Annotated in this window: 13 protein-coding genes; 7 read left to right on the forward strand and 6 right to left on the reverse strand. The window is 67.7% G+C overall.

Going from position 1 to position 12,110, the window contains the following annotated elements:
* The first annotated feature begins 38 nt into the window (after nucleotides 1–38).
* Complete coding sequence (locus tag BM009_RS03575; RefSeq protein WP_093293887.1) at nucleotides 39–1,091, forward strand: threonine aldolase family protein; 1,053 nt, start codon at nucleotides 39–41, stop codon at nucleotides 1,089–1,091.
* 171 nt (nucleotides 1,092–1,262) lie between these two features.
* Here BM009_RS03575 and BM009_RS03580 read toward each other — a convergent pair whose 3' ends face one another.
* Together BM009_RS03580 and BM009_RS03585 are read right to left on the reverse strand one after the other, a co-directional pair.
* The gene (locus BM009_RS03580; RefSeq protein ID WP_093293888.1) at nucleotides 1,263–2,078 is read right to left on the reverse strand and encodes a ferredoxin--NADP reductase; all 816 of its coding nucleotides are present in this window, start codon (nucleotides 2,076–2,078) and stop codon (nucleotides 1,263–1,265) included.
* Between the two features lie 127 nt (nucleotides 2,079–2,205).
* Nucleotides 2,206–2,574, reverse strand: a complete 369-nt coding sequence (locus BM009_RS03585; RefSeq protein WP_139216522.1) for a hypothetical protein — start codon at nucleotides 2,572–2,574, stop codon at nucleotides 2,206–2,208.
* Between the two features lie 39 nt (nucleotides 2,575–2,613).
* Between BM009_RS03585 and BM009_RS03590 the strand changes: the two genes are divergently transcribed.
* The 4 genes from BM009_RS03590 (at nucleotide 2,614) to BM009_RS03605 (ending at nucleotide 8,266) form a co-directional block, all read left to right on the forward strand.
* On the forward strand, nucleotides 2,614–3,921 hold the full coding sequence (locus tag BM009_RS03590; RefSeq protein ID WP_093293890.1) for a methyl-accepting chemotaxis protein: 1,308 nt from the start codon (nucleotides 2,614–2,616) through the stop codon (nucleotides 3,919–3,921).
* Nucleotides 3,922–4,087: 166 nt separating this feature from the next.
* Nucleotides 4,088–4,426 (forward strand): P-II family nitrogen regulator, encoded by a 339-nt coding sequence (locus BM009_RS03595; RefSeq protein ID WP_010544265.1) that lies wholly within the window; start codon nucleotides 4,088–4,090, stop codon nucleotides 4,424–4,426.
* 92 nt (nucleotides 4,427–4,518) lie between these two features.
* The gene (gene glnA, locus BM009_RS03600; protein WP_093293891.1) at nucleotides 4,519–5,931 is read left to right on the forward strand and encodes a type I glutamate--ammonia ligase; all 1,413 of its coding nucleotides are present in this window, start codon (nucleotides 4,519–4,521) and stop codon (nucleotides 5,929–5,931) included.
* Between the two features lie 307 nt (nucleotides 5,932–6,238).
* A complete protein-coding gene (locus BM009_RS03605) occupies nucleotides 6,239–8,266 on the forward strand; it encodes a M13 family metallopeptidase (RefSeq protein ID WP_093294615.1) in 2,028 nt (675 codons plus the stop codon).
* 29 nt (nucleotides 8,267–8,295) lie between these two features.
* Here BM009_RS03605 and BM009_RS03610 read toward each other — a convergent pair whose 3' ends face one another.
* Nucleotides 8,296–8,916 (reverse strand): class I SAM-dependent methyltransferase, encoded by a 621-nt coding sequence (locus BM009_RS03610; RefSeq protein WP_093293892.1) that lies wholly within the window; start codon nucleotides 8,914–8,916, stop codon nucleotides 8,296–8,298.
* Nucleotides 8,913–9,491, reverse strand: coding sequence for a S24 family peptidase (locus BM009_RS23070; RefSeq protein WP_302847346.1), 579 nt, complete (start codon nucleotides 9,489–9,491; stop codon nucleotides 8,913–8,915). The genes BM009_RS03610 and BM009_RS23070 overlap by 4 nt, the downstream gene beginning before the upstream one ends.
* Before the next feature lie 127 nt (nucleotides 9,492–9,618).
* On the opposite strand from BM009_RS23070, the gene BM009_RS03620 reads away from it, so the two are divergent.
* The gene (locus tag BM009_RS03620; RefSeq protein ID WP_368085918.1) at nucleotides 9,619–9,849 is read left to right on the forward strand and encodes a hypothetical protein; all 231 of its coding nucleotides are present in this window, start codon (nucleotides 9,619–9,621) and stop codon (nucleotides 9,847–9,849) included.
* 53 nt (nucleotides 9,850–9,902) lie between these two features.
* Entirely contained in the window at nucleotides 9,903–10,118 is a 216-nt protein-coding gene (locus BM009_RS03625) for a hypothetical protein (RefSeq protein WP_093293896.1), read from the forward strand.
* An 8-nt stretch (nucleotides 10,119–10,126) separates the two neighbouring features.
* Here BM009_RS03625 and BM009_RS03630 read toward each other — a convergent pair whose 3' ends face one another.
* Complete coding sequence (locus tag BM009_RS03630; RefSeq protein WP_175487878.1) at nucleotides 10,127–10,867, reverse strand: hypothetical protein; 741 nt, start codon at nucleotides 10,865–10,867, stop codon at nucleotides 10,127–10,129.
* 7 nt (nucleotides 10,868–10,874) lie between these two features.
* The gene (locus tag BM009_RS03635) at nucleotides 10,875–12,077 is read right to left on the reverse strand and encodes a TIGR04063 family PEP-CTERM/XrtA system glycosyltransferase (protein ID WP_093294616.1); all 1,203 of its coding nucleotides are present in this window, start codon (nucleotides 12,075–12,077) and stop codon (nucleotides 10,875–10,877) included.
* Nucleotides 12,078–12,110 lie beyond the last annotated feature (33 nt).

Below are 12,110 nucleotides of genomic sequence, written 5' to 3' on the forward strand. Positions count from 1 at the left end.
TCGCCCCGCCTCCTGGAACAGGAAGAAGGCAGTACAGCGTGACGACCGAAGCCCAGCAATTCGCCAGCGACAATTATGCCGGAATCTGCCCCGAGGCATGGGCAGCCATGGAAGCCGCCAACACAGGCCACGCCCCCGCCTATGGCGACGATCGCTGGACGCACACCGCCGCGGACGCCTTCCGCACGCTGTTCGAGACGGATTGCGAAGTGTTCTTCGCCTTCAACGGCACCGCGGCCAATTCGCTGGCGCTGGCGGCGCTCTGCCAATCCTATCACAGCGTGATCTGCTCGGCGGCGGCGCATGTCGAAACCGACGAGTGCGGCGCGCCGGAGTTCTTCTCCAACGGCTCGAAACTGCTCGTCGCGCAGAGCGAGGACGGCAAGCTGACCCCGGCGGCGGTGCGCGCGGTGGCGACCAGCCGCTCCGACATCCACTTCCCCAAGCCGCGCGTGGTGACGATCACCCAGCCGACCGAGACCGGCCAGGTCTATACGGTGGACGAAGTGAAGGCGCTCTCGGCCGTCTGCCGCGAACTGGGCCTGAAGCTGCACATGGACGGCGCGCGCTTCGCCCATGCCGTGGCGACGCTGGGCTGCGATCCGGCCGAGATCACCTGGCGCGCCGGCGTCGACGTGCTCTGCTTCGGCGGCACCAAGAATGGCATGGCGGTGGGAGAAGCGGTGCTCTTCTTCGATCGCGCGCTGGCACAGGACTTCGACTATCGCTGCAAGCAGGCCGGACAGCTCGCCTCCAAGATGCGGTTCCTCGCCGCGCCCTGGGTCGGCATGCTGGAAAACGGCGCCTGGCTCCGCAATGCACGCCACGCCAATGCCTGCGGGCAGCGGCTGGCGGGACAGATCGACGGGCTGCCGGGCATCGAACTGATGTTCCCGGTGGAAGCCAACGGCGTCTTCGTCCGCGCGCCCGAGCCGGTGCTGGAAGGCCTGCGCGCGCGCGGCTGGCGCTTCTACACCTTCATCGGCGGGGGCGCCCGCTTCATGTTCGCCTGGGATGCAGATCCGGCGCGGGTCGACCAGCTTGCGGCGGACATCCGCGCGGTGAGCGGAACGACGGCGCTGGCGGCCTGAGTGTTTCCTCCACCGGAGCGCAGCTCCGGGGGAGGGGGACCATCTGCGCGAGCAAATGGTGGAGGGGGTCAGCCGCGGCGGGAGGGGCGTTCCCCCCTCCACCACCGCCTTCGGCGGCGGTCCCCCTCCCCCGCTTCGCGGTGGAGGAGACGCTAGTGGGTGCGTCAGGCGTTAGCCGACGAAGGCGCGCTCGATCACGAAATCGCCCGGCGCGTTGTTCGAGCCTTCCTTGAAGCCCTTGCCTTCGAGCAGCGTGGCGAAATCGCGGATCATGTCCATCGATCCGCACAGCATCACGCGGTCGGTCTCCGGATGGAGCACCGCATCGCCGGGCACGCCTTCGAACAGCTTGCCGTTCTCCAGCAGCGTGCCGATCCGCTCGCTGGTGTGGAAGGGCTCGCGGGTTACCGTCGGCACATAATGGAACTGGGCGGCGGCCTGTTCGCCGATCAGCGGATCGTCGGCCAGCTTGGCGGCGAGCTCGTCATGATAGGCGAGGTCGCTCACCCGGCGCACGCTGTGCACCGCGATCACCTGCTCGAACCGCTCATAGATCTCGGGATCGCGCGCGACGCTGAGGAACGGCGCAAGGCCGGTGCCGGTGGAGAGCAGGAACAGGCGGCGGCCCGGCAGCAGCGCGTCGGCGACCAAGGTGCCGGTCGACTTCTTGCCGAGATAGATATCGTCGCCGGGCACGATCTTCTGCAGCTTCGAGGTCAGCGGACCATCCTGCACCTTGATCGACAGGAATTCGAGCTCCTCGGCCCAGGACGGGCTGGCGACCGAATAGGCGCGCATCAGCGGCTTGCCGCCTTCGCCTTCCAGGCCGATCATCACGAACTCGCCCGAGCGGAAGCGGAAGCTGGCCGGACGCTCGATCGCGAAGCTGAACAGATGCTCGTTCCAGTGGCGGACCCACAGCACCTTGGCGGTGGCGAAGGCGGGATGTTCGGGAAGCAGCGCGGGCGCGCGCGTGTCGACGGTCATGAAAGCGGGTCCTCGTAACGCTCTGTCGGCCCGGCCGCCCGCATGGCGATACCGGGACTGGAAATAAAGAAAGGCGGCCCTCTGCCATCAGAAGCCGCCCGCGTCCAGAAAGTAGCGCTTCGCTGCGCTAAACGCCGTGTGCGAAAGGGGCCCCGGTCGACCAATGCCGCAGCAGCGCCATCGTGTCCTCCGCCGTCAGCGTCGCGCCATCCGTCTCGATCCAGCACTCGCCGCGCTGCTCCGGCTGCACCGCCGAAAGTCCGTGCGCCAAAAGCACCAACGAGCCCCGCGCCACCACCACCGAACGCGCGCCCGCCGACGCAACGCTACCGGCGATCCGCCGACGCAATTCGGCTGGTGCATTCATCGGCGGCGACCGCATCGAAGTTTCCCCTGTCCAGCGCGTGATCGTCTGCCGGTTAACGTTCACGCGCAGCTTCAGCCGCAAATGTGCGAAGATTTCATGGGCGAATGTCGTAAACCTGTCATCAAACACTAATCGCTCGTTTACCGCCGTGCCCTACCGGAGGCGGCGATGCTCGACATGCCCGCCCATCTCCGCTTCCTCTTCGCGTGGCTCACCGAGGCCGAGCGCGCGCCGCCCTGGCTGACGCTGGAGACCCCGCTCGGCGAGGCGGTGCGCTGCTTCCAGGACGATCCGACGCTGCGGCTGCTGCCGGTGCTCGATGCCCGTCATCAACCGCTGGGCGCGGTGTTCGAAAAGGACGTGCGCCGGCTGCTGCTCAATCCCTATGGCCATGCGCTGCTGCGCAACCCGGCCTATGGCCGGCGGCTGGAATCGATGGTGCGCCCCTGCCCCGTCGCCGATTATGCTCAGTCGCCGCGCGCGCTGGTCGATGCCTATTCGGCCGCCGACGGGCAGGAAGGCATGATCCTTACCCGCGGCGGCCAGCTGTTCGCCGCGATCAGCAACCGCCGCATCATCCAGCTCGCCGCCGAGGACCGGGTGCGCGAGGCCGCCGAGCAGACCGCCCGCGCCCGGCGCATCGAGGCCGCCAGCGAGCGGATCGAGGCGGAAGTCGGTGCAATGGCGGGCCAGCTGCGCGATCTGGCGGGCACGCTCCGTTCCAGCGCTGCCGCGACGGTCGAGCGCGCGAGCGCCAACAGCGCCTCGGCAACCGCACTCGCCGCCGCAGTAGCGCAGAGCCACGACAATCTCGCTGCCATCGCCCGGGAATCCGAAGCCCTGGCCGCAACGCTCGACGCGATCGGCCGGGATACGGTCACGGCGCGGGCCTCGGCCGCCGAAGCCGTCGCGCTGGTCGACGACAGTCGGCTGGGCACCGCCGAGCTCGACGCTTTTGCCGAGAATGTCGGCGCGGTCACTGCAACGATCGGCGAGATTGCCGGGCAAGTGAACCTGCTCGCTCTCAACGCCGCGATCGAGGCGGCACGCGCAGGCGAGGCCGGCCGCGGTTTCACCGTGGTCGCCAACGAGATCAAGGCGCTTGCCGGCCAGGTGCGCCATGCCGCACAGAGCGTGAGCACCAAGGTGGCCGGCATCCGCAGCGTGGTCGACCGGGTCACCACCAACCACTCACAGGTCGAGCAGGCGATTACCGGCATCGCCGGGCTTTCCTCCAGCATCGAATGCGCGGTGCGCGAGCAGCATCACGCGACCCGCAGCATCGCGCGCAACGTCGCCGAAAGCGTGTCCGGCACGCGCGCGGTGCAGAGTGATATCGAGCAGGTCCGCGCCGCCGCGCAGGCAGCCTCGGGAAACGCCGACGCCATTGCCGATCTCTCCGGCGGCCTGCTCTTCGGTGCCGAAGCGCTGTCCGACGCAATCGATCGCTTCGTGCTCGAGGTCCGCGTCGCCTGATCTGCCGAGCGATTGGGCAGGTGGTGCCCGATTATCGGGCAAATTCCTGCGCCGAAATCCGTTCGGCGCGTGGGGGCACGCTGGCTATTCCCGTTCTGGCATGCAGGTTGCTAAACACCCAGGAATCAGACCTGTCGCGGCCCGAAACCGCTGCCTGGGGGACCATGTGAAAAAGATCGAAGCCATCATCAAGCCGTTCAAGCTGGATGAAGTGAAGGAGGCGCTGCACGAAGTGGGCGTCTCGGGGATCACCGTCACCGAAGCGAAGGGCTTCGGCCGTCAGAAGGGCCATACCGAGCTCTATCGCGGCGCCGAATATGTCGTCGACTTCCTGCCCAAGGTGAAGCTGGAAGTGGTGGTGGAAGACACGCTGGCCGAGCGCGTGGTGGAGGCGATCGCCGCAGCCGCGCAGACCGGGCGAATCGGCGACGGCAAGATCTTCGTGATCCCGGTCGAAACCGCGCTGCGCATCCGCACCGGGGAGCGGAACGAAAACGCCGTTTGACGCAGCGTAAGGCGGGGGCGATGAGGCCGCCGCACGAGAAATTTTATTGCCCGATTCGTCGGGCACACGAAAGAGAGCGAAAGGGCATTACGATGGCGAATTCGGCCAGTGACATCCTGAAGATGGTGAAGGATCAGGAGATCGAGTGGATCGACCTGCGCTTTACCGACCCCAAGGGCAAGTGGCAGCACCTGACCATGGTCGCGTCGGTCCTCGGTGAGGACGAGCTGACCGACGGCCTGATGTTCGACGGTTCGTCGATCGAAGGCTGGAAGGCCATCAACGAGTCCGACATGATCCTGAAGCCGGATCTGGACGCGGTGTGGATCGATCCGTTCTCGGCCACCCCGATGCTGATCCTGGTCTGCGACATCGTCGAGCCGTCGACCGGCGAGCTCTATGCCCGCGACCCGCGCTCGACCGCGAAGCGGGCCGAGAGCTATCTGAAGACCACCGGCATCGGCGACACCATCTATGTCGGTCCCGAAGCCGAGTTCTTCATGTTCGACGACGTGCGGTTCGAGAACAGCTACTCGACCAGCTACTACAAGATCGACGACATCGAGCTGCCGGGCAATTCGGGCCGCGAATATGAAGCCGGCAACCTCGGCCACCGTCCGCGCGCCAAGGGCGGCTATTTCCCGGTCGCGCCGGTCGACAGCGCCGTCGACATCCGCGGCGAGATGGTCTCGACCATGCTCGAAATGGGCCTGCCCTGCGACAAGCATCACCACGAGGTCGCCGCCGCGCAGCACGAGCTGGGCCTGACCTTCGGCACGCTGGTGACCACCGCCGATCGCATGCAGATCTACAAGTATGTCGTGCACCAGGTCGCCCAGGCCTATGGCAAGACCGCGACCTTCATGCCGAAGCCGATCAAGGAAGATAACGGCTCGGGCATGCACACCCACATGTCGATCTGGGAAAAGGGCAACCCGCTGTTCGCCGGCAACGGCTATGCGGGCCTGAGCGACACCTGCCTCTACTTCATCGGCGGCGTGATCAAGCACGCCAAGGCGCTCAACGCCTTCACCAACCCGTCGACCAACAGCTACAAGCGTCTGGTCCCGGGCTATGAGGCGCCGGTGCTGCTCGCCTATTCGAGCCGCAACCGCTCGGCCTCGTGCCGCATCCCGTACGGCACCGGCAGCAAGGCGAAGCGCGTCGAGTTCCGCTTCCCGGACGCGCTGGCCAACCCGTATCTCTGCTATTCGGCGCTGCTGATGGCGGGCCTGGACGGCATCCAGAACAAGATCCACCCGGGCGACCCGATGGACAAGAACCTGTACGATCTGCCCCCGGCAGAACTGGCCGAAGTGCCGACCGTGTGCGGTTCGCTCCGCGAGGCGCTGGACAGCCTGGAAGCCGATTTCGACTTCCTGCTGAAGGGCGACGTGTTCTCGAAGGACCAGATCGAGGCCTATATCGAGATCAAGCGTGCCGACGTTGCCCGTTGGGAAATGACCCCGAGCCCGGTCGAGTACGACATGTACTATTCGAGCTGATCCTTTCAGGATCGGCTGAAGAAGGGGCGTCCGGAGCGATCCGGGCGCCCTTTTCTTTTGCGCGTGTGGCAGCGCTGCTGCGAGAACATTGCCACCATGCCGTCATCCCCGCAAAGGCGGGGATCCATCGGCGCTGGTGCTGCGGTTCTTTCCCCCCACCGCACTGGCGAATGGATCCCCGCCTCCGCGGGGATGACGATAGTGTTTGAAAACCCTCGTTTCGCGAAGCCGCAACGTCGCGAGAGACGATTGAGCGCGCCCGATCACCGTGCTAGCCAGCTATATCACCCAGAAGGACTCCGCCTCCATGCGTCTTCCGCGTCTCGCAGCGCTGCTGCTCGGCACTTCGCTGCTCGCTTCCCCTGCCCTTGCCCAGACCGCCGCGACGGCCAAGTACGGCCCCTGGGGCGTCGATCTCACCACCATGGATCGCAGCGTGAAGCCGGGCGACGACTTCTATGCCTATGCGCTGGGCAGCTGGCTGCGCGACGCGCCGATCGCGCCGGACAAGGCGCGGATCGGCTATAATTACGACCTGCCCGACGAGACCGAGGTCGAGGTGCGCAAGCTGATCGAGGATGCCGGCACGGCGCCCAGCGATCCGGTGCTGCGCCAGGTCGCCACCTACTATCACGCCTTCATGGATGAGGCGGGCATCGAAGCGCGCGGCACCGCGCCGCTCAAGCCCTATCTCGCCCGCATCGACGCCGTGCAGGACCGGCGCGCGCTGGAGCTGCTGATGGCCGACCAGGGCTATGCCAGCCCGATCGGCATCGGTATCTCGGCCGACGAGAAGGACCCGACCCGCTACACCGTGATGGCGGGACAGGCCGGGCTCGGACTGCCGACCCGCGACTATTATCTGCTGCCCGGCGAGAAGTACGAGACGATCCGCAAGGCGTACCGCGCCTATATCGTCAAGATCCAGCAGCTGGCCGGCATCCCCGATGCCGAGGCCAAGGCGGATGCGATCCTCGCGCTCGAGACCAGCCTCGCCAAGGACCAGTGGACACCCGAGGCGCGCCGCGACCCGCAGAAGACCTATAACCCGATGGATCGTGCTCAGCTCGCCAAGCTGGCGCCCGAGTTCGACTGGGATGCGGTGCTCGCGCATATGGGTCTGGCCAAGATGCCCACCGTCGTCGTGCGCGAGACGACCGCGGTCACGGCTGCCGCCAAGCGCCTCGGCGATGTGCCGCTCGCCACCTGGAAGGACTGGCTGCGCTTCCGCTTCATCAGCGATCATGCCGCGGTGCTGCCGAAGGCGTTCGACGCCGCGCAGTTCGATTTCTACGGCCATACGCTGCGCGACGTGCAGGCACAGTCGGAGCGCTGGAAGCGCGGCGTGCGCGTGGTGAACGGCGCACTGGGCGAGGCGATCGGCAAGATCTACGCCGAGCGCCACTGGGGTCCTGCCGCCGAGGCGCTGTCCAAGGAACTGGTCGAGGATCTGCGCGCCGCCTATGCGGACAAGATCAAGGCGGCGGTCTGGATGGACGAACCCACCCGCAAGGAAGCGCTCGCCAAGCTGGCCGCCTTCGACCCACGCATCGGCCATCCGGAGAAATATATCGACTATGCGTCGATGCCGGTCAGCGCCACTGATCCGCTGGCCAACGATCTCGCCTCGGACGAGTTCGAATGGAAGCTGCAGCTCTCGCGGCTCGGCAAGCGGGTCGACCGTACCCTGTGGGACATGACCCCGCAGACGGTGAACGCCTATTACGATCCGGTGATGAACCAAGTGACCTTCCCGGCCGCCCAGCTCTCCCCGCCCTTCTTCGACCCCGCCGCCGATCCGGCGGTGAACTATGGCGAGACGGGTGCCACGATCGGCCACGAGATGGGCCATGGCTTCGACGACGAAGGCCGCCAGTTCGACGCCGGCGGCAAGCTGCGGGACTGGTGGACGGCGCAATCGGCCGAGCGCTACACCGCGCACGCCCAGGCGCTGGTCAAGCAGTTCGACGCCTATGAGCCGATCCCCGGCGTCCACATCAAGGGCCAGCTGACCCTCGGCGAGAACCTCGCCGATCTGGGCGGGCTCGAAGTCGCCTATGCCGCCTATCGCCGCTATGTCGCCCGCCACGGCGAGCCCAAGGTGCTGGACGGCCTGACCGGCGACCAGCGCTTCTTCCTCGCCTATGCCGCCAGCTGGCAGGGCAAGGCGCGCGAAGGCGCGGTGCGGGCGCAGCTGCTGTCCGATCCGCACAGCCCGGACAAGTACCGGGTCAACGGCATCGTCCGGAACATGGACGCATGGTACAAGGCGTTCGGCGTCAAGCCGGGCGACGCGCTGTACCTCGCGCCCGAAGCGCGGGTGCACGTCTGGTAAGAGGGAGCCGGGGGTGACCGCCCCCGGCCTCACCCGGCGCGATAGGCGAATACCCCCGCGGGCTTGGCCATGCCGGTTTCGGCGACGTCGTAGCGCGCCAGCAGCGTCAGCCGTTCGACCGGCAGCGGCGATCGCCAGGGATCGCCGACCAGCACCTCCAGGCCCGCCGCTACACAGCGATCGAGGAAGGCGGTAACGCGCGCCGCTACCTCGGGCGCGTAGAACACGTCTCCGACGAGCAGCAGATCGGCGTCGGGCGCTGGGCCGTCCGTGATGTCGCCGACAATCCCTGCCAGCGTGACCTGATTGACTGCCGCGTTGAGCGCGATGGCGGCGCGCGCATGCGGGTCGATCTCGGAAGCCATTACGCTGCCCGCGCCGGCCCGCGCAGCCGCGATTCCGATCAGCCCCGAACCTGCGCCGAGATCGACCACACGGCGCCCCACGACCTGCGCGGGATGGTCCAGCACATGCCGCGCCAGCGCCAGCCCGCCGCCCCACCAATAGGCCCAATAGGGAGCCGCGTCGCCCAGCCGGCCGACGCCGCTCGCGGGCCCTGCCTTGTGCAGCCGCAGCTCCGGCACGCCGGGTACCGCAACGACCGGCAGATGCTCCCGGATGAACGCGGCAATGTGCGCGTCCGCGCTCACAACGCGCGCCCGAGCCAGGCGACCCGCCCAATCAGCTGGAAGCGCCCGGCACGCGCGAGCCGCACCGGATAGGCCGGATTGTCGCTCACCAGCTCCACCCCGCCCACCGCGGGCCGCAGTCGCTTGACCAGCAGTTCACCCTCCACCCGCAGCACGAAGATGCCGCGCGCATCGATCCGGCAGCGATCGCGGTCGACCAGGATCTCGTCGCCGTCGTTCAGCGTCGGCGCCATCGAATCGCCCGCGACGCGCACCATCGATGCCGCCTCGGGGCGAACGCCAAGCTGGCGCAGCAGCAGCGGCGGGAAGGCAAAGGGAGCCTGCAAGGTTTCCTCCTCCGCCCAGCCGCCCGGCCCCGCCGACGCGCCCAGGTCGATCCGCGGCACCTTCACCAGCTCCGCCTGCGGACGGCCGCCCAGCAGCGTCTCGTCGACGCCCAGATATTCGGCCAGCCGCGCGCGGTCGCGCTCGGGCAATTCGCGCGGCGAACCGCGCATCAGATATTGCTGCAGATAGGCCGGGTTGCGCCCCAGCACGCGCGACAGGGTGGCAAGGCGAACCCCTTTCGCGGCCACCAGCTTCGCAAAATTTGCCCTTTGTACATCGGCTTCCATACCCCCTTTCCTACACTTAGGATTTTTCCTACGCAAGACTCAGATGAGAACATATCGTGATCATCCGAGTCGAAGGAGGAGGACATGGGTGTCCTTGCATGGGGAAATCGAAGCGTTCCTGGTACGGACGCGAATGCCGGCGACGCGGTTCGGGCGTCTGGCGGCGGGGGATCCGCGACTGGTCGGCGATCTGCGGCAGGGCCGCGTACCGGGGCCGGACCTGACGGCGCGGCTGCGCGCCTTCCTCGCCGCCCCGCCGGCCTGGACGCCCGGGCGGCGCGGCGGCGCGACGTCGGGTCGCGGCTCGAACGGGCGCTGATCGCCGCGGCGGCCGCGGAAAGCTGCTCGCTGCGGATCGTCGAAGCACGCTGGGTGCCATGGGCGAGCGTCACCTTCAGCGGTGCGCGGCATCATCTGGTGCTGGAGCTGGATGCGAGCGTCGTCGCCCAGGCCTGGTTCGTCGCGCTGCCCGATCTGGAGTTGCCGATCAGCGGCCATCTCGTCGCGGATCTGCAGGTGGCGACGGTGGAGACGGTGGACGGCGTGCTGCGTGCTGCGATCGAGGCGCTGACCGTCGAGGAGTGCTGAGGCGGCGCTCAGGCCTGGCGGGCGAGGCTGCGCAATGCAGCGAGCGCGTCATCCAGCCCGCGATCGGTGCGCACCCGCCCGCGCACCGGCGACGCCTGGTTGCGGCGGACCACGCCGCGCTCCAGCCGTTCGAGCAACGCGTGCACCGAAGCGTCGGTTTCGGGGCGGACCAGCCGGTCGCCGGGGTCGCGGCTCGCCGGCGTCCGCTGGGCGGGGCTCGCCGCCCGCTCGCGGCGCGGCGGGACGGGGGGCGGCAGCGGCACCGCAGGGATCGCCTGGGGATCGAAGGCGGCGAGCGGCTGGTCGAGATCGACGGGCAGGTCGCATTCGACTGCCGCCGCTTCCTGCTCCACCGGCACCTTGGGCAGCGCCCAGGCAGGCATGTCGAGATCGTGGCTCGCGCGCAGCGGTGGGCGCGGGCGCGCGTCGGGATGGGCATCGGCGCGACGAATGATCGGGGCCGGCAGGGAATCCAGATCTCCCGGCGAAGCGACGACAGGATCGCGTCGCGTGAACCAGCGCGCGGCCAGCGCTCCCGTGCCCGCCCCGATCGTACCGGCCGCGACCGCAAACAGAAGCGTGGAAAAACCGGTCAGCTGGGGCGTTGCGCCCGCCGCTTCGATCGTCGGCAGATGCAGGTCCGCCGCCGGCAGGGCGGCCACGGCCAGAGCCGATACGCCGCCGAGCAAAAGGGCGGCAAAGGGGACGAGCGGCACCGTCATGCGTTCACCCGATACGTGTGCGACCACGTGGTTCTCATGCCATCTTTATGGCAAGGTTTTCATACAAACCGTCATAGACGGCAATATTTACAAACCAGTTGCGCTCGGCCTCGATATACGCGCGGGCCTTTGTTTTGCGTACATCCCATTGATTGCGCATGCAAAACAAATTTTCAAGCGCCGTTGCGAGCGCGGCCGGGTCATCTGCCGGAAACAAAGTGCCGGTGACGCCGTCCTCGATCAGCTCGCGATGCCCTCCCACGTCGGACGCTGCGACCAGCCGTTGCTGGGCCATCGCCTCCAGCGGCTTGAGCGGCGTGACGAGATCGGTGAGCCGCATCTTCTTGCGCGGATAGACCAGGACGTCGATCAGGCTGTAGTAGCGCTCGACCATGTCGTGCGGCACGCGGCCGAGGAAATGGATATGGTCCGCCGCGGATGACGCAGCCGCCTGGGCGCGCAACGCAGGCTCGGCAGGACCGCCGCCGACCAGCAGCAACTGCATGGCGGGCCGTGCCGAGACGAGCGCCGGCATGGCTGCGATCAGCACGTCCAGCCCCTCATAGTCGTAGAAGCTGCCGATAAAGCCGATCGTCTCGGCCCCCGCCAGCTTGAGTTCCGCGGCCAGTGCGGCATCCTGGGGCAAGGGTTGGCCGAACAGTTCCATGTCGACACCGTTCGGCGAGACGGCGATCTTTGCCGGATCGATGCCCCGCGCGATCAGATCGCCGCGCAGGCCTTCGCAGATCACCGCGACTGCGTCCGCCTGGCGGACGGCGTGGGTCTCCAGCGCCTTGGTGACGCGGTAGCGCAAGCTCCCCTCACGCCCCGTGCCGTTGCCCACGGCCGCATCCTCCCAGAAGGCGCGGATCTCGTACAGCAGCGGTACCCCGCTCCACCGCCGCACCCGCAGGCCCGCCAGCGCGCAGAGCACCGGCGAATGGGCATGGAGCACGTCGGGGCGGAAGCTTTTCACCACCTGCTGCACCCGCTGCGCAAAGGCGTCGATCTCGCGCCACTCGCTCCAGCCTGGCAGCCGCGACGCGACCGGGCGCGTGCGGAAGAAACGCAGGCCGTCGACGATTTCCTCCTCGGCGGGTGCCGGGCCATGCCGCGGTCCCGTGACCGCCGCCACGTCCCAGCCACGCGCCAGCTCCGCCTTCAGGATCGCCCGGGTGCGGAACGCATAGCCGCTGTGGAGCGGCAGGCCATGATCCAGAAGATGGAGGACTCGCATGCCCGCCTGCATGCCACGCTGCGCTTAACGGCA

The sequence above is a fragment of the Sphingomonas sp. NFR04 genome (genome assembly GCF_900114095.1).
In the GTDB taxonomy this organism is placed as follows: domain Bacteria; phylum Pseudomonadota; class Alphaproteobacteria; order Sphingomonadales; family Sphingomonadaceae; genus Sphingomonas.

Bases quoted from the DNA above. Each gene is read 5' to 3' on its own strand.
- BM009_RS03605 (WP_093294615.1), top strand. From the start codon at position 6,239: ATGCGTCTTCCGCGTCTCGCAGCGCTGCTGCTCGGCACTTCGCTGCTC.
- BM009_RS03590 (WP_093293890.1), top strand. From the start codon at position 2,614: ATGCTCGACATGCCCGCCCATCTCCGCTTCCTCTTCGCGTGGCTCACC.
- glnA (WP_093293891.1), top strand. From the start codon at position 4,519: ATGGCGAATTCGGCCAGTGACATCCTGAAGATGGTGAAGGATCAGGAG.
- BM009_RS03635 (WP_093294616.1), bottom strand. From the start codon at position 12,077: ATGCGAGTCCTCCATCTTCTGGATCATGGCCTGCCGCTCCACAGCGGC.
- BM009_RS03580 (WP_093293888.1), bottom strand. From the start codon at position 2,078: ATGACCGTCGACACGCGCGCGCCCGCGCTGCTTCCCGAACATCCCGCC.